This is a genomic window from Sporosalibacterium faouarense (assembly GCF_016765695.1).
Classification (GTDB): Bacteria; Bacillota; Clostridia; order Tissierellales; family VENL01; genus Sporosalibacterium; species Sporosalibacterium faouarense.
This window is the reverse complement of record NZ_JAETGO010000089.1, coordinates 93,356-116,640: the sequence shown is the minus strand read 5'-3', so window position 1 is coordinate 116,640 and position 23,285 is coordinate 93,356. Positions and strand designations below refer to the sequence as shown.

At 30.9% G+C, this 23,285-nt stretch carries 24 protein-coding genes; 1 reads left to right on the top strand and 23 read right to left on the bottom strand.

The genetic code is table 11. From position 1 onward, the window contains the following. The 7 genes from JMO20_RS17080 to surE all read right to left on the bottom strand — a co-directional run bounded on the left by JMO20_RS17080 (position 1) and on the right by surE (position 5,382). Positions 1 to 612 carry a histidine phosphatase family protein gene (locus JMO20_RS17080; protein WP_202710911.1) on the bottom strand — a complete coding sequence of 204 codons (612 nt, stop codon included), beginning with the start codon at positions 610 to 612 and terminating at the stop codon, positions 1 to 3. Positions 613 to 851: 239 nt separating this feature from the next. After that, the gene (locus JMO20_RS17075; protein ID WP_279380167.1) at positions 852 to 1,763 is read right to left on the bottom strand and encodes a MurR/RpiR family transcriptional regulator; all 912 of its coding nucleotides are present in this window, start codon (positions 1,761 to 1,763) and stop codon (positions 852 to 854) included. Further along, on the bottom strand, positions 1,756 to 2,289 hold the full coding sequence (locus tag JMO20_RS17070) for a 2-oxoacid:acceptor oxidoreductase family protein (protein WP_202710910.1): 534 nt from the start codon (positions 2,287 to 2,289) through the stop codon (positions 1,756 to 1,758). Before JMO20_RS17070 ends, JMO20_RS17075 begins: the two co-directional genes overlap by 8 nt. Before the next feature lies 1 nt (position 2,290). Beyond that, positions 2,291 to 3,112 carry a 2-oxoacid:ferredoxin oxidoreductase subunit beta gene (locus JMO20_RS17065; RefSeq protein WP_341534052.1) on the bottom strand — a complete coding sequence of 274 codons (822 nt, stop codon included), beginning with the start codon at positions 3,110 to 3,112 and terminating at the stop codon, positions 2,291 to 2,293. A 2-nt stretch (positions 3,113 to 3,114) separates the two neighbouring features. Beyond that, positions 3,115 to 4,251, bottom strand: coding sequence for a 2-oxoacid:acceptor oxidoreductase subunit alpha (locus JMO20_RS17060; RefSeq protein WP_202710909.1), 1,137 nt, complete (start codon positions 4,249 to 4,251; stop codon positions 3,115 to 3,117). Next, positions 4,238 to 4,453, bottom strand: a complete 216-nt coding sequence (locus JMO20_RS17055; RefSeq protein ID WP_202710908.1) for a 4Fe-4S binding protein — start codon at positions 4,451 to 4,453, stop codon at positions 4,238 to 4,240. The genes JMO20_RS17060 and JMO20_RS17055 overlap by 14 nt, the downstream gene beginning before the upstream one ends. A 164-nt stretch (positions 4,454 to 4,617) precedes the next feature. After that, positions 4,618 to 5,382, bottom strand: coding sequence for a 5'/3'-nucleotidase SurE (gene surE / locus JMO20_RS17050; protein ID WP_202710907.1), 765 nt, complete (start codon positions 5,380 to 5,382; stop codon positions 4,618 to 4,620). An 88-nt stretch (positions 5,383 to 5,470) separates the two neighbouring features. On the opposite strand from surE, the gene JMO20_RS17045 reads away from it, so the two are divergent. Continuing rightward, a complete protein-coding gene (locus JMO20_RS17045) occupies positions 5,471 to 6,160 on the top strand; it encodes a hypothetical protein (protein WP_202710906.1) in 690 nt (229 codons plus the stop codon). Positions 6,161 to 6,262: 102 nt separating this feature from the next. Here the strand turns inward: JMO20_RS17045 and JMO20_RS17040 are convergent, their stop codons facing one another. From JMO20_RS17040 to JMO20_RS16965, 16 genes are all read right to left on the bottom strand, one after another. Then, positions 6,263 to 7,660 carry an oxaloacetate decarboxylase subunit alpha gene (locus JMO20_RS17040; RefSeq protein ID WP_202710905.1) on the bottom strand — a complete coding sequence of 466 codons (1,398 nt, stop codon included), beginning with the start codon at positions 7,658 to 7,660 and terminating at the stop codon, positions 6,263 to 6,265. A gap of 13 nt (positions 7,661 to 7,673) precedes the next feature. Then, entirely contained in the window at positions 7,674 to 8,246 is a 573-nt protein-coding gene (gene mnmM / locus JMO20_RS17035) for a tRNA 5-(aminomethyl)-2-thiouridylate-methyltransferase MnmM (protein ID WP_202710904.1), read from the bottom strand. Between the two features lie 3 nt (positions 8,247 to 8,249). Continuing rightward, the gene (locus tag JMO20_RS17030) at positions 8,250 to 8,726 is read right to left on the bottom strand and encodes a GNAT family N-acetyltransferase (protein WP_202710903.1); all 477 of its coding nucleotides are present in this window, start codon (positions 8,724 to 8,726) and stop codon (positions 8,250 to 8,252) included. 185 nt (positions 8,727 to 8,911) lie between these two features. Beyond that, a complete protein-coding gene (locus JMO20_RS17025) occupies positions 8,912 to 9,619 on the bottom strand; it encodes a pseudouridine synthase (RefSeq protein WP_202711004.1) in 708 nt (235 codons plus the stop codon). 64 nt (positions 9,620 to 9,683) lie between these two features. Beyond that, positions 9,684 to 10,964, bottom strand: a complete 1,281-nt coding sequence (locus tag JMO20_RS17020) for an FAD-dependent oxidoreductase (RefSeq protein WP_202710902.1) — start codon at positions 10,962 to 10,964, stop codon at positions 9,684 to 9,686. Beyond that, the gene (locus JMO20_RS17015) at positions 10,957 to 11,937 is read right to left on the bottom strand and encodes a sulfide/dihydroorotate dehydrogenase-like FAD/NAD-binding protein (protein ID WP_202710901.1); all 981 of its coding nucleotides are present in this window, start codon (positions 11,935 to 11,937) and stop codon (positions 10,957 to 10,959) included. Before JMO20_RS17015 ends, JMO20_RS17020 begins: the two co-directional genes overlap by 8 nt. Before the next feature lie 151 nt (positions 11,938 to 12,088). Next, positions 12,089 to 13,219 carry a D-alanyl-D-alanine carboxypeptidase family protein gene (locus JMO20_RS17010; protein ID WP_243414828.1) on the bottom strand — a complete coding sequence of 377 codons (1,131 nt, stop codon included), beginning with the start codon at positions 13,217 to 13,219 and terminating at the stop codon, positions 12,089 to 12,091. Between the two features lie 126 nt (positions 13,220 to 13,345). Beyond that, the gene (ytfJ, locus tag JMO20_RS17005; RefSeq protein WP_202710900.1) at positions 13,346 to 13,804 is read right to left on the bottom strand and encodes a GerW family sporulation protein; all 459 of its coding nucleotides are present in this window, start codon (positions 13,802 to 13,804) and stop codon (positions 13,346 to 13,348) included. Then, positions 13,797 to 14,435, bottom strand: coding sequence for a DUF2953 domain-containing protein (locus tag JMO20_RS17000; RefSeq protein WP_202710899.1), 639 nt, complete (start codon positions 14,433 to 14,435; stop codon positions 13,797 to 13,799). The genes ytfJ and JMO20_RS17000 overlap by 8 nt, the downstream gene beginning before the upstream one ends. 92 nt (positions 14,436 to 14,527) lie before the next feature. After that, on the bottom strand, positions 14,528 to 15,082 hold the full coding sequence (scpB, locus tag JMO20_RS16995) for an SMC-Scp complex subunit ScpB (RefSeq protein ID WP_202710898.1): 555 nt from the start codon (positions 15,080 to 15,082) through the stop codon (positions 14,528 to 14,530). Continuing rightward, positions 15,075 to 15,842 carry a segregation and condensation protein A gene (locus JMO20_RS16990; RefSeq protein ID WP_202710897.1) on the bottom strand — a complete coding sequence of 256 codons (768 nt, stop codon included), beginning with the start codon at positions 15,840 to 15,842 and terminating at the stop codon, positions 15,075 to 15,077. The genes scpB and JMO20_RS16990 overlap by 8 nt, the downstream gene beginning before the upstream one ends. Before the next feature lie 25 nt (positions 15,843 to 15,867). After that, on the bottom strand, positions 15,868 to 16,503 hold the full coding sequence (locus JMO20_RS16985; RefSeq protein WP_243414826.1) for a site-2 protease family protein: 636 nt from the start codon (positions 16,501 to 16,503) through the stop codon (positions 15,868 to 15,870). Between the two features lie 157 nt (positions 16,504 to 16,660). Continuing rightward, positions 16,661 to 19,486: a phosphodiester glycosidase family protein gene (locus tag JMO20_RS16980; RefSeq protein ID WP_202710896.1), complete on the bottom strand. Its 2,826-nt coding sequence runs from the start codon at positions 19,484 to 19,486 to the stop codon at positions 16,661 to 16,663. Positions 19,487 to 19,838: 352 nt separating this feature from the next. After that, positions 19,839 to 21,020, bottom strand: a complete 1,182-nt coding sequence (locus JMO20_RS16975) for a D-alanyl-D-alanine carboxypeptidase family protein (protein WP_202710895.1) — start codon at positions 21,018 to 21,020, stop codon at positions 19,839 to 19,841. Between the two features lie 99 nt (positions 21,021 to 21,119). Further along, positions 21,120 to 22,445: a pyrimidine-nucleoside phosphorylase gene (locus tag JMO20_RS16970; protein ID WP_202710894.1), complete on the bottom strand. Its 1,326-nt coding sequence runs from the start codon at positions 22,443 to 22,445 to the stop codon at positions 21,120 to 21,122. Beyond that, the gene (locus JMO20_RS16965) at positions 22,445 to 23,272 is read right to left on the bottom strand and encodes a purine-nucleoside phosphorylase (protein ID WP_202710893.1); all 828 of its coding nucleotides are present in this window, start codon (positions 23,270 to 23,272) and stop codon (positions 22,445 to 22,447) included. The genes JMO20_RS16970 and JMO20_RS16965 overlap by 1 nt, the downstream gene beginning before the upstream one ends. Positions 23,273 to 23,285: the final 13 nt, after the last annotated feature.

Genomic DNA, 23,285 nt, shown 5'->3' with positions numbered 1-23,285 from the left:
TTAGACCTCCCTAAGATGATTTGTATCATTTAGTAGTGTAATAACTGATGAATGCTCTCTAAATTCTATTATATTTAAAGCAGTATTACTTTGAGCTATCTTTTTATAATGACTTAAATCTATCCCTAGAATCCCTAATATTAAAGTTTTTATTGCTGATCCATGGGATACAAGAAGTACGTTTTCATCTCTATGCTCTATCTTAAGTCTATTTATTAGATCTAGTGTTCTCTCTTTCACTTGTAATAGAGTTTCAGCTCCTTCAATAGATGCCTTATGAGGTTCAGAATGCCAAACTATGTGTTCTTTAGGATAATTAGCTTTCCTTTCTTTCTTGGTTAAACCTTGCCAGCATCCAAAATTCATTTCTCTAAGTTCCTTTGCTACATTTAACTTTAATCCTAATTTTTTACTTATAATGTTAGCTGTATCATGTGCTCTACTTAAGTCACTGGTATATATGTGGTTTATTTTTTCTTCACTTAATCTATTTGCTAACCTATTTGCTTGTATTATTCCCAAATCAGTTAATGAACTATCCAACATACCTTGAGTCTTTCCTTTTTTGTTCCATTCAGTTTCACCATGTCGTACAATATAAAGCTTTTTCATAAATCACACACCTTCCATATTGCTTAAATAATATTATAACTTGAAAAAATACTATAATTCAATGATATTTTATAATTATTTTAAATTTTGAATAAGAAAAAAGTAAATGCTTTCAAGAATCTTTACCTAAATTATTAGCATATATAAAAAAAAGTTGACATAAGTATGCCAACTTTTTTATAAAAAACTTTATGTATTATTTTATACGTTTTAAAATACTATCTATAAAAAGATAAACTCTAGAAATGTGGTTTATCTTTTCCATCATATACATTAAATTCCTGCCATATATGCTCTAATTTACTCAAATATTCTGTGATTTCATTCTTTTCCCTCATACCTATAGCAACTATTAATGCGTTCAATAAACTCATAGGTGCCACTAGTGAGTCAACAAATGAAGCCATATTACTCTTAGCAAAGAGTGTATAGTCAGAGATACTAGCTATTGGTGACACTTTGCTATCAGTTATACCAACAATCTTACACTGTTGTTCTTTAACATATCTCAAGGCTTCTAAAGTTTTCCTAGAGTATCTTGGAAAACCAATGCCAATTACTAAGTCATCCTTTGAAACTCTAAGGAGCTGTTCAAAAACATCACTCATACCAAAGCTCACTACTTTTACATTATCTAATATGATGCCTAAATAGAATCCTAGATAACCTGCTAATGAGGTAGAACTTCTCAAACCAATTATATAAATTCTTTTTGCTTCAAAAATACAATCTATTACCTTGTTAAACATATCCATATCTATTTCATCTATAGTAGTTCTAATATTATCTATATCAGATTTTAATACTTTTTTTAAAGCAGGTCCTTCTGCTTCTTTATTGGAAAAATCATCTGACATACTTAACCTTTGGACAGTGGTTAACTTATTCTTTATTAATTCATGTAATGCAGTTTGCAGACTAGGATATCCTTCGAAACCTAAAGCATTAGCAAATCTAACTACTGTAGATTCACTAACACCTACTTTTTCACCAAGCTTTGCAGCAGTCATAAAAGCAGCTTTATCGTAGCTGTTCATAATAAACTCAGCTATGCGCTTCTGTCCCTTGCTTAGGTGAGCAAAATTTTCTTGTATTAGTTTTAATAAGTCCTTTTTTTCAGCTTCCATAATATCATTCCTTATTTTAGGCATTTACTAAATTGAAACCTTCTTTTAATGCATTTGTATTGATATCTTCAGTTCCCCTTGGAACTCTTTTTAATACTGCACCTTCTAGAGACTCTTTAGTTGTAACCTTAGTAATCTGATTAATAACAGCTAAAGCTACTATATTAGCCACCATCGGCTTTCTAATCTTTTCTGAAGCAGTTTTTAAAATAGGTAAAGAGTATACTTTAATATCATCTCTATCAGGAGTTTTAACACTTTCATCTATAACTAATACTCCATTTTCTTTTAAAGTGTGAAGGTATTCGTCACATGCTAGTTGAGTCAATGAAAGTAGTATATCACACTCTCTTACCTTAGGATAATTTATATCATTATCACTAATAATAACTTCTGCTTTACTAGCTCCACCCCTTGCTTCTGGACCATAGGATTGAGATTGAACTGCATTTTTTCCATCATTTAATGCAGCTTCAGCCAAGATAATTCCACCTAAAATTAGACCTTGACCTCCAGAACCACTTAATCTAATTTCACATTGATTTGACATATTATCTCTCCTTTTGAAAACTGTCGATTATTTTTTTATATTCTTCAGTGTATTCAGGTTCTTCAGATTTATAGAATTCACCTACTAAAAACTTACCTTCTAGCTTTTCTTTAGGTAGTTTATCAGCAGCCTTTACATTTACTGTACTATTTTTAAGATATTCCATCATACTTACTGCATCACCTTTTTTATTCTTTCTTCCGTAATATGTTGGACAAATACTTACAGCTTCAACAAAAGAGAATCCTTTATTCTCTAAGGCAGCTTTAACTTGTTGCTTAACCATGTTTGCATGGTAAGCTGTAGATCTTGCTACATAAGTAGCACCTGCTCCCTTAGCTAAATTACATAAATCGAAGTTCCTATCTATATTTCCAAATGGAGCTGTTGTACCTTTTTCTCCTGTTGGTGTTGTTGGTGAATATTGTCCACCTGTCATACCGTAAATATTATTATTGAAAACAACAGTTGTGATATCAATATTTCTTCTTGATGCGTGTATAAGGTGGTTACCACCTATAGCTGCACAGTCGCCATCGCCTGTGATAACGATTACCTTCAAATCAGGATTAGCCATTTTTACTCCAGTGGCATAGGCTAACGCTCTACCATGAAGAGTATGAAGAGTATTAAAATCCATATAACCAGGTGCTCTAGAAGAACAACCGATTCCTGATACGACACAAACATCATTTTTATCATATCCCAATTCATCTATAGCTACTGCAATTGATCTCATAATGATTCCATGGCCACATCCTGGACACCATATATGAGGTAGTTTACCAATTCTAAAATGATTTTCAACTAATGTGCTAGTCACTTTTAGACCTCCTTAATTTTAGCCAATATTTCGTCAGGTGTTATTAACTGTCCGTTTGCCTTACAACACTTAGAAACTTTAGTGTGTTTATTCCCTGCTCTCTCAACTTCAATAACATATTGCCCTAAGTTCATTTCTGCTACTATAACATTGTCAACTTTCTTTGATACTTCAGTTACTTGTTTATCAAGGAAAGGCCATATTGTCATAGGTCTAAAAAGTCCAGCCTTTATTCCTTCAGCTCTTGCCATATCTACTGCACTTTTTGCTGATCTTGCAGTGCTTCCATAAGCTATTATTGCAACTTCTGCATCTTCAAGCTTATATTCTTCATAAAGAGCTATATCATCAATATTATTATCTATTTTCTTCATTATTCTATTTAAAAGACTTTCAGCAACATTAGAATCATTGCTTGGGAATCCAGTTTCATCATGAACTAATCCAGTAACGTGGAATCTATATTCTCCACCATAAGGAGCCATATCTGGTACAAGTTGATCCTCATTTACTTCATATGGCTTATATTCTTCTAATCCACTTTTAGGTTGTACTCTATCAATAATTTCTATTTCATCGGGACTTGGTATTTCGATTTTCTCTCTCATGTGACCAATAACTTCATCAGTAAGTAATATAACAGGAGTTCTATATTTTTCAGCAAAGTTGAAAGCCTTAACTGTTAAATCAAAAGTTTCTCTGACTGAAGAAGGTGATAATGCTATTATTGGATGATCTCCATGGGTTCCCCATTTAGCTTGCATAATATCTCCTTGAGCTGGAGATGTTGGTAATCCAGTACTTGGACCTCCTCTTTGTACATTTACTATTACACATGGAACCTCAGCAATTGCTGCATATCCTAAGTTCTCTTGCTTTAATGAAAATCCTGGACCACTTGTAGCAGTCATTGATTTTAATCCTGCTAAAGATCCTCCAATAATTGCTGCCATACCTGCTATTTCGTCTTCCATTTGTATGAATTTTCCTCCAACCTTAGGCAATCTAAGAGAAGAAATTTCAGCAATTTCTGTTGATGGAGTAATTGGATAACCAGCAAAGAATTTCATACCAGCAGCTAAGGCACCTTCTACACATGCTTCATTACCTTGCATAAGTTTTACGTTATTTTTTGCCATCTTCTGTACCCCCTAAGTAAATTGCGTAATCAGGACAAAGAAGTTCACATCGACCACACTGTGTACATGACTCAATATCCTTTATATTAATTTTACCATCCTTCAATTCTAAAGTATTCATTGGACAAAAGGCTACACAGATATTACAGCCTTTACACCAATCTTTTTTGACATAAAGTTTTTTCTCCTTTGACGCGGTCACTTTAAGTCCCCCTTCTGATTTTTATAAATATATGAATTGTTAAAAAATTCTTTAACTAAATCATAACAGAATGATATTGGTTTTGCAATTTTTATTTCATAATTTTAAAACTTTCTTTAATTTTGCAAGTTTAATTTCATTTTATGCAAAATTTTAGTTTTATGTTACTTTTCAGTGACCCAATTTTTCATTTCTTTTAAGTAATTATAGTCAGTTAAATCAAAATGTAGAGGAGTAACGGAAATATAGCCATTTTTTACACATTCTACATCGCTATTTTCATTGTTTTTTAGTTCAATTAAACTTCCTGATAACCAGTAATAGTTTTTTCCCATAGGATCTTTTCTTTGTTCATAACTGTTCTGATACCTTCTAATGCCTAGTTCTGTAAATTCGATACCTTTTATATCATTACTATTTAAGGAAGGGAAATTTACGTTCATAACAATATTATTTGGCAATTTATTATTAACTGCCATTTCTATTAATTTGCAAGAATAATATGATGCTCCTTCATATATTAACTCTCCTCTTTTACCATAAACTGAAAGAGCAATTGAAGGTATATTATGTATAGCTCCTTCTATAGCTGCAGAAACTGTTCCTGAATATAATATATCTGTCCCTAAATTAGCTCCATTATTAATTCCAGATACAATAATATCAGGCTTTTCTTCTAAAATTGATTCGACTGCTATTTTAACACAATCACTTGGAGTTCCATTTATGCTCCATGCTTCTACATTTGGATCTTCGTATTGTACTTTTTCTATTCTGAGAGGATGGTGCATAGTAATAGCATGACCTGTAGCACTTCTTTCTCTATCTGGAGCTACAACAGTTATCTTTCCTAGTTTTTTTAAGCTATTTACTAGCATTCTGATACCTATTGCATTAATACCATCATCGTTAGTGATTAAAATTCTCAATTTTATCTCTCCTCTTTAATATAATTATTCCTTACAGTAAATAATATTATTATATTCAAAGTATGTTGTAAATATAGGAGTGATAAATTTGATTCAAATAGATGATGCTGGAAGCGGTAGTTTAATTGGTGGAACTTGTATTGGAGCAATGAGAGTAGAAACAGGTGAATTTTATTATGAGATATTGCCTATTGAACTTTATTCAAAAAATGCTTTTAGAAAAAAATTATACTTAGACTATGTTATCGAAATAGTTCAAAGATGTTTTAAGGAGCTAGAGGTTGGTGGAGATGAAAAAATTGAAGTTTGTAGAGGTTACATGTTTGATAAGCTAAGAAAATGGTTTAAGAATGAAAACTATAACTATGAAAGTGTTACTATAACAGACCCTCTCCAAACTAAAATCGAAGATACATTTGAAAAATATACTATTTCATTAGGCTTACCTAAGGATTATATACGATATACTAAATATCCTTTTCACTTTCATACTTTATTGAAATGGGTATATTCTGACTATGAGAACAGGACTAAGCTTTGTAAGACAGGATGGAAGAGCTGGGCTAAGTATGGAAATCTAAAGACTGAAATATCCTATGATATTATAGAGAAGTCTAACTACTTATGTCTTAAATGTGGAAAACCAATTGAAGATAACTCAAAAGTAAGGATAATTAAGTATACAAGTAATAGGGAAGCTACAATATATGTACATTCATCCTGTACTGTTGAATCATTACAGGGTGAAACTGATACTAAGTGTAAAGAGGCAAAATAAAAAAGAGATAAAGAGATAATATAAACAATAAAAAGAAGAGTACCGTTTTTTATAAACGATACCCTTCTTTTTCAGTAGTTCCGTTTTAATAACTTAAAAGTTTTAAACTGGATATGTTTTTTCTTCACTATCAAGTAATGAAGTATCAATTTGATATTTTTCTGCCTGTCTATACTGGAAGAACTTAACTGCAACTTGAGGGAATAAAGCATAAGATAGTACATCTTCATCTTGTTCAATATATTCTTTTATCTCACTTCTAAATTTACCAAGCTGAGGTTTAAGTAAGTCAGCAGGTCTTCCTGTATATACTTCTTCATCACCAATTATTTTTTTCTTAATTTCATCAGAAATTGGAACTGTAGGTTTTCCATATAGCCCTTTAACATAATTTTTAATCTCTGATGGAACCATTTTATATCTATCACCTAATATTGTGTTAAATACTGCCTGAGTTCCAACCATTTGACTCATAGGAGTCACCAATGGTGGATATCCTAAATCTTCTCTTACCCTAGGAACTTCTTCTAATACCTTTTCAAATTTATCCATAGATCCTTGTTGCTCTAACTGAGATACAAGATTAGAAAGCATACCACCTGGAACTTGATAAATCAGTGTTTTAGCATTTACTCCCATAACCTTAGGATTTAATATACCTTCTTGCATATACTTATCTCTAATTGGAGCAAAATACTCAGCAATTTCATTTACTAGCTCTAAATCTAAACCGGTATCGTAAGGAGAATTTTGCAATGAGGCTATCATTGGCTCTGTAGCTGGTTGACTTGTTCCATTACCAAAAGGTGATAGAGCGGTATCTATTATATCTACTCCCGCTTCTACAGCCTTCATATAGGTTTGATTTGCTATTCCACTTGTAAAATGAGAATGAAGTTCTATTGGTATATTTACAGTTTTCTTAAGTTCTTTAACTAACTCAACTGCTTCATATGGTAATAGGATACCTGACATATCTTTAACGCAGATAGAATCAGCACCCTCATTTTCCATTTCCTTAGCAACCTTTAAATAGTAGTCAATGTTATGTACAGGACTTATAGTATAAGAAATTGCACATTGAGCATGACCACCTGCTTCTTTAGTTGCTCTTATAGCTGTTTTTAGGTTTCTAATGTCATTTAATGCATCAAATATTCTAATAATATCTATACCATTTTTAATAGCTTTCTTTATAAACTCTTCAACAACATCATCAGGGTAGTTCTTATATCCTAAAAGGTTTTGACCCCTTAATAGCATTTGAAGTTTTGTATTCTTTACTCTTTTTCTTATAGCTCTTAACCTTTCCCATGGATCTTCATTTAAAAAGCGTAAGCATGCATCAAAAGTTGCTCCTCCCCAAACTTCAAGGGCATGATATCCAACTTTATCAAGCTTATCAAGGATTGGTAGCATTTCTTCAGTTTTCATTCTTGTTGCAATTAATGATTGATGTCCATCTCTAAGTACTGTTTCTGTTATTTTTACTTTTGACATTTAATAAACCCTCCTAACCTTTCTTTTCAACACCAATAAGGACTGGTGGATTATTTTTTTGGTTAATGAAATCAAACTTTAAGGTGTTAAATTCACGTTGATCTAAGGATTTTAAGAAATCCTCAACACATTTTTTCTCTTCATTACCACCTTGATGTCCATAATATACAACTACAAGTAGAATACCATGTTTACTAAGTAATTCCAAGACTTTTTTTATAGCTTTTAATGTTGAATCTGGTTTTGTTATTATACTATGATTACCGCTAGGAAGATAACCAAGATTAAAAATAGCTAAATCAACTTTATCATTAATATAATCATCAATATTTTCATGGCTATCTTTAATTAGTTTAACTCTATTTAATAAACCAAGTTCATTTAATTTGTTCTTAGTATTTTCGAGGGCAATATCTTGAATATCAAAGCTAAATACTATACCTTCATCGCCAACTAAATCTGCAAGAAATGCAGTATCATGTCCGTTACCCATGGTAGCATCTAATACAGTATTTCCATGACTAACTTTCATCTCCATGATTGTTTTAGCTATTTGTGTTGATTTTATAAAAAACTTACTTTGCATCTATTATCTCTCCTTACATTTGCAACCCTTTGAGAAAAAGTATTCTAGATCACATATATATAATTCTTCACCCGTAATTTTTTGTTCTAATACTGATATAATGTCTTCAGGCAATTTACTATAACCTATTTTTTCAAACCCTCTTTGAATAATATATTTGTTATCACCAAAATATATTATTGTTTTGATGCAGTTACGAAGACAATAATTAAATATTGCTCTTACAAGTCCGTCTCCTAGATTTTCACCTCTATGTTCATCTGATATAACTATATAATTGAAAATTCCAAAATCTTTATGAACTGTTATTTTGCATACTCCTATTATTCTATTTTTATCCTCAAGCACATATATAATATCATTTTTGTTTATACTATCTATTGATTTAATGGCTTCTAGATCATCAATATTATTATTTTTGAGTATCTTATTTATTTTTGAGAGGTCTTTATCTACATTGATTTTTCTTCCTAAAATCATATAAAATTAACTTCCTTTCATATTCATTTCCAAACAATTTCATTATAATAGAAATATATATTTTTTAAAACCCCAAAAAAGAAAAACATTATGGAAAACCCATAATGCTTTAATATTTAAGGAAATCGTATATTAAAATTCTATTTTTAATTCATTTAAGTTAAAAGATGCGATTTTTAAGTTATTTAGCTATTCTTTAAATAGTTTATTTCATTATCTGTAAGATATCTCCAACTTCCTTTTTGTAGGTTTTCTAGTTTTATTTTACCCATAGCTATCCTTTTTAAAGATATTACTGGATGATTAATCACATCACACATTCTTCTTATTTGACGATTTCTTCCTTCGTGTATTTCAATTTCTACTAAAGAAGAATCTTTAAATTTTTTTAATATTTTAATATTAGCCTTAGATGTTATATAATCACCTATATTTAATCCATTTCTAAATTGGTCTAATTCATTACTATTTGGAGTTCCCCTTACCTTAGCAATATATGTTTTATTTACTTCATGCTTTGGATGAGTAAGCCTATAAGTTAAATCACCATCATTTGTAAGCAATAATAGGCCAGAGGTATCATAGTCAAGTCTTCCAACTGGATATATTCGCTCATCAACGTTCTTAACTATATCTAAAACTGTAGGTCTATCAAACTGGTCAGAAACTGTAGTAACATATCCCTCAGGCTTGTTAAGGACAATATATACTTTTTCTTCCTCTAATGTTATTATTTGATTATTAACCATAACTGTATCTTCTTTAGGATTTATTTTTACACCTAGCTCGTTAACAATATGGCCATTTACTTTAACTCGATTGGCTTGAATTATCTCTTCAGATTTTCTTCTAGATGCAACACCACATTTAGCCATATATTTTTGTAATCTCATCATATGTATCCCTACTTTCTAAATCTTAAGTATAAATATATTATAGCTTACTTTACTATAAAAATTAAATTAACTTCTCATTATAAATGTTTAAAAGGTCCATTCTTTGAATTTTTCTCTTTATACTTTCTGTATCTGTTGTATATAATCCTAGTGATTTCATTCTATTAAAATATTCAGACCCTGCAAATGTATACCTTTTCTTAAGGCCTTCCTTAGTCTTACTCTGTTCATTTGCATAGGCTATTATATCACCAATTGCTAAATTTCTTGGCAATTCTAGTTGAGGCATACCAAGACTTAATCTTACACTATTATGTCCTGCCAATGTTCCAGTGCAAATTGCTTCTGTATGACCAACAAACAATCCAGACTTTTCCCCTGCACATAATAGATTATTTATCCCATTAACTTTCATTGAATTACTTCTAGGTGCAATAGATAAGTACCTGATTGAATTGCCTAGTCCTCCTGAGTAAGGATCTTCGTACCTAGCATTTTCTAATCCTTTTATTTTTCTTAATTTTTCTAATGGATAAAAGGGTGTCATAAGCTTAGCATGGCCAGTATCTAATAAAATAATATTTTCTGCAAATTCTTTTAAAGAATACTGCTGACAAACCTTCATATCTAGTTTTTCAAGCTTAACATCTTCTTTAGGAACTGGTAAAATACAAACTCCTTTAGTATTTAATGTTTCTTTGATTTCTTCACTTAATGAGTCCTTATTCAACTTGCAAGATCCACTAAAAGCTCCATAGGATTCGTCCCCTCTTTGTCCTAATATATCCTCTACTCCTGCTCTTTTACTTATACTAATTCTTGGTCCAAAGGAAGGACATCTTAAAATACACATTGAACATCCATTTCCATATTTCAAGCAATTTCCCATTGGTCCAGTAGATCCTGTAGTTTCGATAAACACATCACCATAGATAATATCATCATTAGCAAGAACTATTCCTTTTATAGTATTACCCTCTTGAACAACATCTACTGCCCTATTTCTTAATAATATTTCAATACCTTTCTCCAGCAATAGCCTTCTTACCGTAGGCTCAACCTTACATACATCATATAGTGTAGCATGATTATGTCCTGGGAATTCAATATTTTTATGTCTTGCAACTTTATCAGTTATATCAAAAAGCTCTCCAGCTCCCAGTAATGTATTTTCTTCAGTTGCAGTATATCTTCCATTGTTTCTCATTATACCCCCAACATTACCTAAGCCTATAAGCATATCAGTTTTTTCAATAAGTAGAACATCTGCACCAGCTTTTTTAGCAGAAAGAGCAGCGGCACAACCTGCCCATCCACCTCCTATTATAACAACTTTAGTCACGTATAATCCTCCCTTCAACTACTTCTCTAACACTTAATTGGGTTTTACATGTTTTAACGCTTCTACCATCCTTTAAGTATGTTGAACATGACCCACATATCCCTTCTCCACAACAAAATTCATTGTTATTAGTGGCAACCATAAATGGAGATAAATTTAAATCATCTATAATTGATAATAAGTTTGCATGTAATACATCGGAGCCACCACTGAATACTAAGTCTATATCCTCATTTTCCAGCTTACCTTTTATTATTTCGTTCCCAGTATTACTAGAGATGTTTTCTTCAATGATATTTAATAAATCAGAATTTAAATTAGATATACGCTCTCTAATAAAAAGTCTATTAATATTTCCTTTATCTACTATAAAGTCAACTTTATTGTTATTTCTAAGAAGTTTTTTTATAACTAAAACTGCAGGAGCCTGGGCTACTCCTTTAGCTACAATTAAACAATGTCCATTTTTAATTGCTTTTAAATACTTAATGCCTAATAGACCATTCCAATATGGTCCTCTTATTAAAATTTCATTTTCAGCTTTATCTAGCATTTTTGTTTTTGAACCAAGAATCTGATAAACAATATAAATATATCCATTGACCTCATCAGTATCCATTATAGACATTGGAACATTGAAATAATGATTAGAATTTTTACACCTCAAAAATACATAAGCTCCAGGCTCCCTTAATTGCCTAGCTAATGTCTTAGTTACTTTTAATTTTAATAAAGTGCAGTTATCACTTATCCTTTTTTTATCTTCGATTTTACTTATGAATTCTTCGCGACTATTCTTGCTCTTATATCCATTCATTGCATATTCTTGATATACGCATACTCCCCTCCAATTACAATCACAAAAATCTTTGCCCTGTAAATGTGAACAAGTGATACAATCATTAGTATCAGCAAGATAGCATGGGCAAAATTCACTTCCTACATCTACGCATTCAAGCCTTTTTTCAGGCATATATATGCCTCCCTCCTTATAAATTTCCTATAATATTAAAATATTTATTTAAATACTTTTTGTTACAAAATAATAAAATCAAATTTATACCAGCATAAAAAAAAGAACACAAATTATGTGCTCTTTTTAGAAATAGTGAAAATATTTTGTTTTATTTCTTTAATTTTTTCTCTTTAAAGAATTTTACTGCTTTATCCCAAAAGCCTTTTTCATATATGTTTTTTTTAGCTAAAAGATTTTCACTTGTCATTAGTTCCCCATCTTTAAATACTTTTATTTTACCGATAGCAGTGCCTTTTTTAATTGGAGCTTTAATATTATCAGGCAAATCTATTATAATTTTGACTTCATCTAGTTCATCTTCAGTAAGGGGCAGTACAAGTGAATTTTCGGTTATTACTGGTAATTTTTCTATTTTTCCATTAGGAACATTTATATTTTTTATAAATTGTTCCTTATCATAAAAAACCATAGGTTTATAATTCTCAAATCCATAATCAAACAGTTTATAACAATCATTAAACCATGAATAATCATCTAATACAACTGATATAAGCTGCATACCATTCTTAGTAGCGCTGGATACTAAGCATCTGCCTGCTTTGGTTGTATATCCAATTTTAACACCGTCTCCACCTTCGTATTGCCAAAGAGTTTTATTTTTATTATAGAAATACTTATTTATATCCCTTTCAGCAACCCATAATTTTGTTTTACATATTTTTTTAAACTCATCATTTTTCATAGCTTCCCTAGTTATTAAAGCTAGATCGTAAGCTGTTGAATAATGATTATCATTATGAAGACCATGGGGATTAGTAAAATTAGTGTTATTAGCCCCTATTTCTTTGGCTTTTTCATTCATCATTTCTATAAAGTTTTCAACAGACCCTCCCACATGGATAGCAATAGCTACAGCAGAATCATTACCTGATCTAAGCATCAGTCCATAAACTAAGTCTTTTAATGAAATTTCCTCATCATATCCAAGATAAATACTTGATCCTTCAATTCCAATGCTTTTTTTATCTACCTTTACTTTTTCATCAAGATTTCCATGCTCTAATGCAAGTAAAGCTGTCATTATTTTCGTTGTACTTGCAATAGGTAGTCTTTGATGTTCATTATTTGAATATAGTATTCTGCCAGATTCAGATTCAAGCAAAATGCCGGATTTCCCATTTACAGGAGGTGCATTATACTCAGAGGCAATTGAAAACTCTACTATTGATACTAGCATAAAGCATAATACGAATATAAAAAGTTTTTTATTTACTTTCAATTTAATCACTCCATTAAATATTCACTATATTTTTAGTATTTCTATATAGCATGATTTAATTCAATACTTGATTATCTAACTTCTGTAAATTAAGTAAAAAAAGAAGCAGTATTCCTGCTCCTATTTTTATTCTTGGCATTCATCATCTTCTTCTTTCTCAATTTTAAATTTTCTTGCAACTATCTTTTTATCTTTTTTTTGTTTCATCATATTCTGTAGCCCATTAGTAAGGTTTGGTATTGTATCTATAATATTATTTAAAAGATTTGAACCTTGATCTACAGGCATAAGCTTAATTTGTCCATTACCTACAACTATAAATGCAACAGGTTGTAATGAGACTCCTGCTCCACTACCACCTCCAAAAGGAAGTTTTCCACCTTTTCCATCTTCGTTGCTAGAATCTTTAGAAGTACTGTATTCACCACCACCAGATGCAAAACCAAAAGATACCTTAGATATTGGTATAATAACTAATCCATCTGGAGATTCAACAGGGTCTCCAACTATTGTATTAACATCTACCATTTCCTTGATACTTTCCATTGTAGTTTGCATTAAACCTTCAATAGGATGATCACTCATTTTTAACACCACCTCTTATCTTTACTTTTAAACCTTTTAATCCTGCAATAATAATATAAGCCATTTTTAACTTAATTATGCAATTCAAATGGGTTTCAAATATGTTTTCATTAAATGCAGGAAGTACATTAAGATGCATTTTCTCTATTTTCTTATCGTATGTAGAAACTAAAAAAGATAAGATTATATTTTTTATTGACCAAACAAATCCTGTAAGAACAGCTGTAACTGAAGAATCATGAAATCCAATTTTAGTTTCCCAATTAACTTCATTAATCTTAATTTTTTTTAGCATATATTTTGATATGGTTTTAATCATTTCATCATATGCAAGGGTTTCTTTAATTTTTTTCAAAATTTTATCGATTGGTATAACTTTCTTTTTTTTCGAAACATCCTTCTCCTTTTTCCCTTTTTCAATTTTATCTTGAATTTCTAATGAAAACTTATTATTATTTTTTATAATATCTATAAAAGGAATTTCTAAATCAAATTTAATTAGACCTTTTATAATTATAAATTTAAACTTTAAGTAATCATTATTATTTTTCCTAAGCAATTCAATATTTATGTAGAATGGGATAAAAATTAAGAAAAGAATAAGGATTATGGCAACAATAGCATAAATCAAATTTTTCACCTCAAAGACTGAAAACAAAACACATTTTTAATAACTATTTTTCCCAAAAAAAGAAAAAATAACACATAAAGTGTTATTTTGATTTAATCAAACTCTAATTCAAGCTGTCCATCCTCATCCAATTTTGTGAAATCTTCTAACTGAGGCAATTGCTCTAAGGATGTTAATCCGAAGTACTGAAGAAAATCATCTGTAGTACCATATAAAATTGGTCGACCGGTCTTATCTAATCGCCCAACCTCTTTTACCAATTCTTTTTGGACCAAGGTATTTATTGATCTATCGCACTTAACTCCTCTGAGAGCTTCAACCTCCATCCTTGTTATTGGCTGCTTATATGCTATAATCGATAGTGTTTCTAATGCAGCATTGGAAAGCTTTTTGTCATTTCTGGGTGTACATAATTTGCTTATCCAATCAAAATGCTCGGCTCTAGTTGTAAGCTGGTAGCTATTATTAGTCTGTTTAATTTGTAGACCTCTTCTATTATAGTTAAAATCATTCATCATTTCTTTTAGAATAAGATGTACTTCATTTTCTTTTATATCGAGTACCTCTGTGATATCAGAAGCTAAAAGAGGTTCACCCCATATAAATAGTAAGCCTTCTATTATTGACTTTATTTCTCTTTTATCCATTTAATTCCTCCGTTTTGTCACCTTTTGAATCCTTGTATATTAAGACAATATCATCGAAATTTCTTTCCTGATGAATCGTAATAGTATTTAATCTAATCAATTCTAATACAGATAAAAAAGTAACTACAATTTTTACTTTACTATATTCTATTTTAAATAAATCATGAAATTTAATTTTTTTAACCTTACTAATAATATGAAGAAGCTCATCTATAGCATCTTCTATAGTTATTTCATCTCTTTCAATTTCATGAAAGTCAAATTCTTCGTCATACTTTTTTTGTCTATTCATTACTTCAGAAAAAGCCTTTAGAAGATCTTTTAAGTCTATACCTTCTAATTTTGGCTGATCACCATCAATAAAATGCTCAATTTCTTCTTGAGGTTTATTAAATACTTTACTTTGAACCATTTCCTTATTCTTCAACTCTTCAGCAGCAGTTTTATACTTTTTATATTCTAGAAGTCTTAGGACAAGTTCTTCTCTAGGGTCCACCCCATCTTCATCGGTATTCTCGTCATCATTTTTCGTGGCAGGTAAAAGCATTTTAGACTTTATTTCCAAAAGAGTTGCTACCATGACTAAGAATTCACTGGTTACATTCATATCTAGTTCTTGCATTGTCTCTATATATTCTACATATTGATCGGTTATCTTGGCTATTGGAATATCATATATATCAACTTTGTTTTTCTCAATTAAATGATACAACAAGTCCAATGGCCCTTCAAAGGTTTCTAATACAACTTTATATTCCATCTATTAAACTCCCAAACTAATTTTATTAAAAAAATATGGCTCTTACTATGATATTGTAACTAAAATCTAATACTGGTCCTAGTACTCTATCAATGCCGTTAGTTAAAATTAAAATAAGTAATATACCATAAAGGTACTTTTGGTATTTGTAAAAAAGAATCTCATATTTAGTAGGTAATAAACTAGCTACTATTTTTGAACCATCTAAAGGTGGAAAAGGCAATAAATTAAAAATTCCTAAAATAATATTATATATAGCAATTGAAATTACGATATTTAAAATCAAACTATTATTAATAGGAACTATGGCTAAAATTAGAATCGTAATTATTGCGATTAAAAAGTTAGTCACAGGTCCAGCTATAGAAACAAGTATAGTACCTAATTTCCTATTTTTAAAATTCATTGGATTAATAGGCACTGGCTTGGCCCAACCAAAACCTGCAATGATTAGAAATAAAAAACCTGCTATATCGATATGAACTAAAGGATTAAAACTCAATCTACCTTTATTTTTTGCAGTTGTATCTCCTAAAGCATAAGCTACATATCCATGTGCAAGCTCGTGAAGGGTTATAGCAATAATAATACCTGGTAAAATCATAGGCAACATTTTAATCTTTTCTGCAATTAGACTATCAAGTCCACCTAAAAAATCCATTTTTATCACTTCTTTCTAATAAATTATGTAAAGTCTATTATGTATTATAACATATTTTTACTTAGAAAAAAATCTTCATTATTTAAATAATACAACAAGGGACCCTAAAAGGGTCCCTATGTTGAAGAAACTTTGGAAGTTTTGCTTAATATATTTTCTACTCTTTCTCATACATGTTTTTAATTTCGTATGTCACATATCCATCATTAACAGTGAAAACCATATATTTAAGATCATTGTAAATGTCAATATGGCTAGTGTTAGGATATGATTTTAAATTGACAAATCTAATTCCATCTATTGCCTTTATTTGAAAATCATCATTGCTATTTTCACTGAGAATCCAAACATCCATATTCTTGTTTTCCTTTAAATCTTTAAAGGTATCGAAAAACAATTTTTCCTCTAGCTTGTCATCGAAATTTAACTGATTAGGCAGTACAACAAAGAGACTTTTAGTATCTATATCTTTGACAGTATTTAAAAGCCATATCCATTGATTATAATCAGTTTCCCTAATGCTACCTTTACTATTATCTAATTTTATAAAAGAACTATTCTTAAAGGTAGTAAGGGAATATCCTGAATCTCCAACAATGTGAGTATCTACTAATTTTTCTTGAAATTTTTCACTAACATTATTGGTATAAAGACTTAAGTCCATAGTATTAGCAATGCTAGCAATTTTATTTGTCACGATTCTATCTAATATTGTATTTAAATTACTAATACTACCATGGGCTAAAAATCTAAAGGAGTTTTCATTTTTTAGTTCCGATTCTACATTTCTTTTATCAGAATAAACAGTATCATTGTCTGGAATTACTCCATCAAATTTTGGTTTATAAAATGCAGTCAAATCATCTACATAAATTTGACCATAGTCCTCTTGAGTAGGTTCAGTTTCGACTAAATATAGTCTCTCAAGATTTAAAGGAGCTACTGCATTATCAGGAATGGAAGCTTCAACAAATTTCCATCCTTTCCAGTCAACATTTCTTGCAAAAGTGATATTATAGGACTCTCCACTTGAATCTATCAGTTTACCTCTAAGCCAATGACTATTTCCATTATCACCATATACCCATAGACCTATTTTATCAGGCTTTTCTGTAAGAGGAAGTCCCTTACCGTTATATACAATGTAGGTAGCTTTAGAACTATCAATATTTGTGAAATCATAGCTTAATTGACCAGAACGTTTACCTTTCTTAGCATTGTATGAAAGGTAAAAAGCACCTTTAATAGTAGAAGGATATGAAACAAATTCTCCTCTTTGTCTTTCAAAATCATCTAAGATTTGCTCATGATAGCCTGTTGATACTTTTATATAAGAATCAATGCCATTAAAGGATCCCTTTATGATTCCTGCTGCTACTTTATCAGAGGATACAAAGGTACTTCCTTCTATTTCACCAATATTTTTAGGGATAGTCCATTGTAAATCACTTACTTCAATTTTTGATTTATACCCATCATCATTTACTGCTTCTACATATAAAGGCACTTCACTATTCTTTTGTAGAGTCATTTCTGAAGGAGATATTGAAAGCTCTATCGGATTGTCTATTACTTTTATATCTATAGAAGCAATTTTGCCATTATATGAAACCTCAATGGTTCCATTTCCAGTTGTCTCCGGTATAAACTTATTGTCTATAAATTTTCCTTCTACTCCACTGACAGTCCAGTCTCCATCCCCTGGATTAACTTCTAAAGGATTGTAGTTTTCGTCATAACCTTTTAAATCAAAAGTTCTGTGAGCTCCTAGAAACACTATATCATCTTCACATTGAATATTAATACCTTTTAAGGAAGCCTTCGGACTATTATTTAGTACCGCAAGGCCATTCATGATACTTCTTTCAAATCCATCAGATGGATTGTTTGCTATATCAATATTATCTTTTCCTAAACCTTTTACCACCATTTCAGAAGATCCACCGCCATCAAGATTAATTCCATCATAAGCTCCTAAGTCTATTAGAATTTCTGCTAGTTCCTTTTGAGTCACACCTATGTAGGATGATGTTCTTCCGTCAATAGTCATCAGTATTATTTCTTTTTTATCCTTACTAATTCCAATACTTGTCCTAGGATTACGTCCTGGAACTTTTAGTGAAAATTCATCTGGTATCTTTCCATCTTTTAATATTACTGCTCCTCCTCCAATAGCTAAAGAGAGCTTCTCATAATCTGGATCCGAAGATACTTCTAAAGCTATACTATCATTTACTGAAAAATTATTTAAGATATAGTCTTTTGAAGATCCTGTAGCTGCAATTACAAATCCATCTTCTGGGATTTCAACAGCTTTTTGATTGTTTCTAATATCCACAACTCTATTATTTAAAATAACCATCTCAACTATATTTCCATGTTTCTCATTACCAAAGGAAAAATCCCCCCAGTTTTTGTCTAAGAGAATAACACTATTTCCAACATATGATTTGTTCTTATGAGCTATATTAAGAACAGAATCATTATTATTATTTCTGAGAGTTAATTTATTTGTACTCCAATAATCAATAAATGGAATATTATTATTGTCTATGTTAAAGGAAGCAAATTCGGGTAGAGCTTTGGATGATGTTACAAGCTCACCATTATTTACTATGGATCCAATTGTAGACATAGCATTTGTATCAAAAAAATCACCGTTAATAGCTCCAATGATTTTATCTGAGGATTCATTTTTAGATGTAAGATTAGTTAAGGAATCTCCCCTTGATATACCATTTGCATTTGTTAGTACCTCTAGTGAAGTATACTTGTCTTCAAGGTTAATTCTCATAACGTTTATATTTAGCCAACCTTCATTGGTAAATTTCAATACTTTCTCATGAATTACACCCTTTGATATATTTTCTGATGCCCTTTCCTCATAGATATCTACGAACTCATCGGCTGAAGGAAAGGAAATAAAAGTGTTAAAAGTTAAAACTACTGTCAATAATCCTGTAACAATCTTTTTTTTCTTCAACATGTTCTCCTCCCAATCTTATTATAATTTGTTTTTATCTCATATTGCATATAACTACTATTTGTTTTGTCTATTTGATTAGTGTTTTGAGGGAGTTATGTATTTCTAATTTAGGTAGGTTTTACATTGTTTATTTAAATGTAAAGGTATCTTGGTCCTGACTATCCCCCTCTAAATACCATTATATCTTAATAATGATAATTATCTTCATTAAAAAAATATTACAAATTTATTTCAATAGGATTACGGCTTGTCTTATATAATTATAAATAAAAAAAAGAACTGAGAGCATTGAATTTAAGTAATTAATTCAATGCTCTCAGTTCAAATCTATTGATGGTAGATATAAATTTTATTTTCCAATTAACCTACTAAAAACTTTCCCCATCATATCTAGCAGTGATGCTTTTTTTACTTCTTCTTTAGCTAGAAGGCTCAATCTACCTTTTTCTTCTCCATCGATTTTATATACTATTTCTCCAACCTTACTATTCTTTTCTACAGGGGCTTCAATCTTATCTGGTAATAAAATTTCTTTCTCAACTTCTTTATTTTGTCCTTTATCAACTAATAAACTCAAATCTCCTTCTGCTATTACATCCATTTTTTCAGATTTTCCTTTAGAAATGGGTATGGTTTTAATTAATTCGCCTTTTTTTGCTACTGGTATTGAATCATAATTAGCGAAACCATAGTTCAAAAGTTTCATTGACTCTTTATTTCTTATAGCAGACGAAGGTGACTTAAGTATTACACTTATTAGTGTTAGATTGCCCTTTGTTGCCGAAGCTGAAAGGCAGTATCCTGCATTACTTGTATACCCTGTTTTAATACCATTGGCTCCAGGATAATCATGGATAAGTCTATTAGTATTAACCATCTCTTGAGTTACATCCTTTTCTTTTCCAACCTTAACTGTACTCATCCACATACTTAACCATTTATGTATTTCAGTATGCTTTAATAACTCTTTAGACATTAAGCTTATATCGTATGCAGTAGTATAATGATTTTCATCATGGAGACCTGTGGAATTAACAAAATGAGTATTATTCATTCCTAATTCTGTAGCCTTTTCATTCATCATATCTATGAATGATTCATAGCTACCAGCTATATGTTCAGCTAAAGCAACAGAACAGTCATTTCCTGATCTCAATGCTATTGCACGAATAAGATGCTCTACCTTCTGTATCTCACCTGCCTCAAGATACATTTGGCTACCTCCCATTCCAGATGCATTTTCACTAATTAATACATCATCATCTAATGAAATTCTATCATTTTCTATTGCCTCCATAGCAAGTAATAACACCATTATTTTTGTTACACTTGCTGGAAAAAGCTTCTCATGAATATTCTTTTCATATAGTATTTTTCCAGATGAAGCATCAATTAAAATGGCTGACTCGCCTTCAACATCAAAAGGTTCTTCTTTAACTAGCATTGTTTCTGCTGAAAATACAGGGGTTATACAGAAAGAAAAGCTAAGTATTAAAATCAACATAAAGATAGACATTCTTTTTTTTGTCATCTCTAAAATCCTCCTTCTTTGCAGTCTATACAATTATGTTGTCCTGAGGATATTTAAGTTATGCAAACATGGTAACAAAAAAGAAAAAAAGAGGTTTATTTAAAACCTCTTAATATCGTTAGAATCTACTACGCCAAATACTAATTTTTTTGCATTTGTATTTTTCGCACCGATTGTGTATGCATCATAAAGTATTTGTGTAGCTTCTTCAATTTTACTTTTATCATTACCATGAATATAAGCTAAGATATCTCCTTTTTCAACCTTTGCATCAATCTTTTTGGCTAAAACTATTCCTGCTGATAAATCTAATTTACTTTCCTTAGTCTCTCTTCCTGCACCTAATGAAAGGGCTGCTTTACCAACATCTTCAGCATTTATAGATTTTATATACCCAGAGTCTTTGCTTTTGATTTCAACAATGTGATTTGCGGTAGGTAGTTTAGAAGGTGTTTTTATATAATCAACATCTCCATTTTGGGACTCAACAAACTCTAATAGTTTTTCATAGGCTTTGCCATTTTCAACAACTTCAATAAGCTTTTTACGACCTTCTTCAGCACTGCTAACAACTTCTCCAAGAACTAACAGTCTGGATCCTAAAGCTAGACAAAGTTCCATTAAATCTTCTGGTCCTTTATTCAATAAAGCATCTATTGATTCTTTAACCTCTAGAGCATTTCCTACAGCATAACCTAAAGGCTCATCCATATTAGAGATTACAGCTACAGTATTTCTATCCATGCTATTTCCTATATCTACCATTTCCTTAGCAAGTTCGAAAGCATCATCTAAATCCTTCATGAAAGCACCACTACCAACCTTTACATCTAATACAATAGCATTGGAACCAGCGGCTAGTTTCTTACTCATTATACTTCCAGCTATAAGGGAAATATTATCGACAGTAGCAGTTACATCCCTTAGAGCATATAACTTTTTATCAGCTGGAGCTACATCTGCTGTCTGACTGCATATAGAAAGCTTATGTCTATTAACATTATCAATAAACTCTTGTTTATCTAATGCTACTTTAAATCCTTTAATGGACTCTAATTTATCTAAGGTTCCTCCTGTATGCCCTAAACCACGACCAGACATTTTCGCAACTGGCAAACCACAAGCTGCAACCATAGGTCCAAGGACTAGAGAGGTTTTATCACCAACTCCCCCTGTGCTATGCTTATCTACTTTAATGCCTTCTATTGAAGACAAGTCGATTATCTCACCAGAATTTAACATTGCTTTAGTAAGGTCTACTGTTTCTCTTTTACTCATTTTTTTAAGAAATATAGCCATTAGTAAAGCCGATGCTTGATAGTCTGGAACTTCTCCTTTTGTATAACCATTAACAAAAAATTCTATTTCTTCCTTTGAGAGCTCTTTCCCCTCTCTTTTTTTCATTATTATGTCATACATTCTCATTATAAATTCACCTCAGATAATATTCCTTTAACTAATTTTATGAATTTAGGTCTAGTTTCATTAGCAACTGCAATAACTTCTTCGTGACTTATTGATTCAATTTCATCAGCAATTGCCATATCAGTTACGCATGAGATTCCTAAAACCTTTAACCCCGTGTGTTTTGCAACAATAACCTCAGGTACCGTTGACATCCCTATGGCGTCTCCGCCAATATTTCTTAACATTCGTAGTTCTGCTTTAGAAAAATAATATGGACCACTTATAGCTGCATAAATTCCTTGTTCAGTTTTAATATCGAGCTTATCCCCTACACTATGAGCTAATTTGACCAAATCTCTATCGTAAGCAGTTGACATATCAGGAAATCTTGGTCCTAACTCTTCAAAATTTCTACCTATTAGAGGATTGTCTCCTGTGAAATTGATATGGTCTTCTATTATCATTAAAGCTCCAGGATAAAGTTTTTTATCCATTCCTCCACAAGCATTAGTTACTAAAAGCATTTCAACTCCCAATGCCTTCATAACTCTAACAGGGAAAGTTATTTCTTTCATGGAATAGCCTTCATAGTAATGGAATCTACCTTGCATAGCTATTACTTTTTTACCTTCAAGGGTACCTAATACGAGACGACCTTCATGGCCTTCTACTGTTGAGATAGGGAAATTAGGTATATCCTCATATTCAATTTTAATAGGATTTTCAATTTCATCGGCTAAAGTACCTAAACCAGAGCCTAAAATTAATCCTATCTCAGGTTTAAAGTCCGTAATTTTTTCTATGTATGATGAAGTCTCTATTATCTTTTCCAATAAATTCGCCATAATTTTCCTCCCT